Source organism: Aeromonas simiae (genome assembly GCF_000820125.1).
In the GTDB taxonomy this organism is placed as follows: Bacteria; Pseudomonadota; Gammaproteobacteria; order Enterobacterales; family Aeromonadaceae; genus Aeromonas; species Aeromonas simiae.
This window is the reverse complement of sequence record NZ_CDBY01000012.1, coordinates 1-2,123: the sequence shown is the minus strand read 5'-3', so window position 1 is coordinate 2,123 and position 2,123 is coordinate 1. Positions and strand designations below refer to the sequence as shown.

Below are 2,123 nucleotides of genomic sequence, written 5' to 3'. Positions count from 1 at the left end.
CGGTTCCCGCCAGCGAGTTGCCCGCCTTGTTGAGCTCGGGCGACCAGACGCAGACCGACAGCTCCCCTGGGATCACGGCGATGATGCCGCCCCCCACCCCGGATTTACCCGGCATGCCGACCCGATAGGCAAAATCCCCCGCCTCGTCGTAGAGGCCGCAGGTGGCGAGCAGGGCATTGACCTGCTTGGTGGTGCGAGCATCGAGCAGCGGCGCGCCGTCGAGGGGCGTGCCCCGGTTGGCAAGATAGACGAAGGCGCGCGCCAGATCGACGCAGCTCATGCGAATGGCACAGGCATTGAAATAGCTTTGCAGTACCTTGTCCACCTCGTTGTGGAAGTTGCCGTAGGACTTCATCAGGTAGGCGATCGCCGCATTGCGGGCCGAGTGCTGGTACTCGGAGCGGGCGACCACGCTATCGGCGATGACGGCAGGGTTACCCGACAGGCGGCGGGCCAGCTCCAGGGTACGCTGACGCGGGGCAGTGAGGCGGGTCTCTAGCAGATCGCTCACCACCAGGGCGCCGGCGTTGATGAAGGGATTGCGCGGAATCCCCTGCTCGAACTCAAGCTGCACCAGGGAGTTGAACGGCTGGCCCGAGGGCTCCTTGCCCACCCTGGCCCAGATCTCCTCCTCCCGGTAGAGCGTGAGCGCCAGCGTCAGGCTGAGCGCCTTGGAGATGCTCTGGATTGAGAAGGGTTCGTCGGCATCGCCGGCGGTGAACAGCTCGCCTTGCACCGTGCATACGGCCATGCCGAGCCGGTTGGCCGGCACCTGGGCCAGGGCGGGGATATAGTCGGCCACCTTGCCCTGCCCGATGAGCGGGCGGACCTCGGCGAGAATGGCATCAAGCAGTTGTGACGACAGCATGCGCTTCCCTCTCTTGCGAGACAAAAATCCCGCCGGCGGCGGGATTTTATCAGGCGATGGCGCTTAGGCCGGCTCGCCGTACCAGAGGTCAAACAGGGAAGAGGCCTTGACCTGCTCCATCCCCTTGCCCTTGAGCCAGCCCTCTATAACCTGGCGATCCTCTTCGGTGCACTTGCCGATAGCCTGGGTGCAGACCATCCCTTCCCACACCAGATGGCCGGAGCCGGCAAACGCCAGGGCGCACGGTTCGACCACCTCATCGATGAAGGCATCGACCAGGGCATCGATCTGCGCCTCGGTAGTGCCAACGGGGAAATTCCAGTTGAGATCGAACCCCAGCTCCTGGAACTCGTCCACACGCAGCTTCTTGCGCAGGCGGCGGCTACGATTGGCCATGTCAGCACTCCTCTCTTATCAGTTGATTCGCTTAAAAATGAGATCCCATACACCGTGGCCGAGACGATGGCCACGCTGCTCAAACTTGGTCAGCGGGCGCCACTCGGGGCGCTCCACCCAGTTGCCGCTGCTGGCGGTATTTTCATACCCCTCGGCGGCGCTCATCACCTCGAGCATGTGCTCGGCATAGTTTTCCCAATCGGTGGCCATGTGGAAGACGCCGCCCACGGCGAGCTTCTGGCGGATCTTCTGGGCAAACTCGGGCTGCACGATGCGGCGCTTGTGGTGACGCTTCTTGTGCCAGGGATCGGGGAAAAACAGTTGCAGGCAGGCGAGCGAGCCATCCGGGATCATCAGATCCAGCACCTCGATGGCATCGTGGCAGAAGACGCGCAGGTTGGTGACCCCCGCCTCCTGGGCTGCGCTCAGGCAGGCCCCCACCCCAGGGGTGTGCACCTCGATACCGATGAAGTTCTTCTCTGGCGCGTTCTTGGCCATCTCCACCAGGGAGGCGCCCATGCCGAAGCCGATCTCCAGCACCACGGGAGCCTCACGGCCGAACAGGGCGGCCAGATCCAGCATACCGGGAGCGAAATCCACCCCCATGACGGGCCACAGGTCGGCCAGCGCCTTCTCCTGCCCCTTGGTCAGGCGGCCTTCGCGACGGACAAAACTGCGGATCTTGCGCAGGAACTTACCGTCCTCGTTGAATTCGTCTTGGGTCACAGGCATTTCTGGCATAGGAAAAGGCTCGTCATTGCGGGTTCAGTCAAACAGGGTAGCGAATTATCCCAAGAACGCCCCCGAGTGCAACTGTTTCGCACACTTTATCCCCGCCCTCCTCCATCCAGGCGTATCC

At 63.2% G+C, this 2,123-nt stretch carries 3 protein-coding genes; all 3 read right to left on the bottom strand.

The annotated features are described in order from the left end of the window. Positions 1 to 868: glutaminase B (glsB, locus tag BN1134_RS01995; protein ID WP_042044960.1), on the bottom strand; the 868-nt coding region annotated here is incomplete at its 3' end. 63 nt (positions 869 to 931) lie between these two features. Beyond that, positions 932 to 1,264 (bottom strand): YggL family protein, encoded by a 333-nt coding sequence (locus tag BN1134_RS01990; protein WP_042044959.1) that lies wholly within the window; start codon positions 1,262 to 1,264, stop codon positions 932 to 934. Positions 1,265 to 1,282: 18 nt separating this feature from the next. After that, on the bottom strand, positions 1,283 to 1,996 hold the full coding sequence (trmB, locus tag BN1134_RS01985) for a tRNA (guanosine(46)-N7)-methyltransferase TrmB (RefSeq protein ID WP_042044958.1): 714 nt from the start codon (positions 1,994 to 1,996) through the stop codon (positions 1,283 to 1,285). Between the last annotated feature and the right edge of the window lie 127 nt (positions 1,997 to 2,123).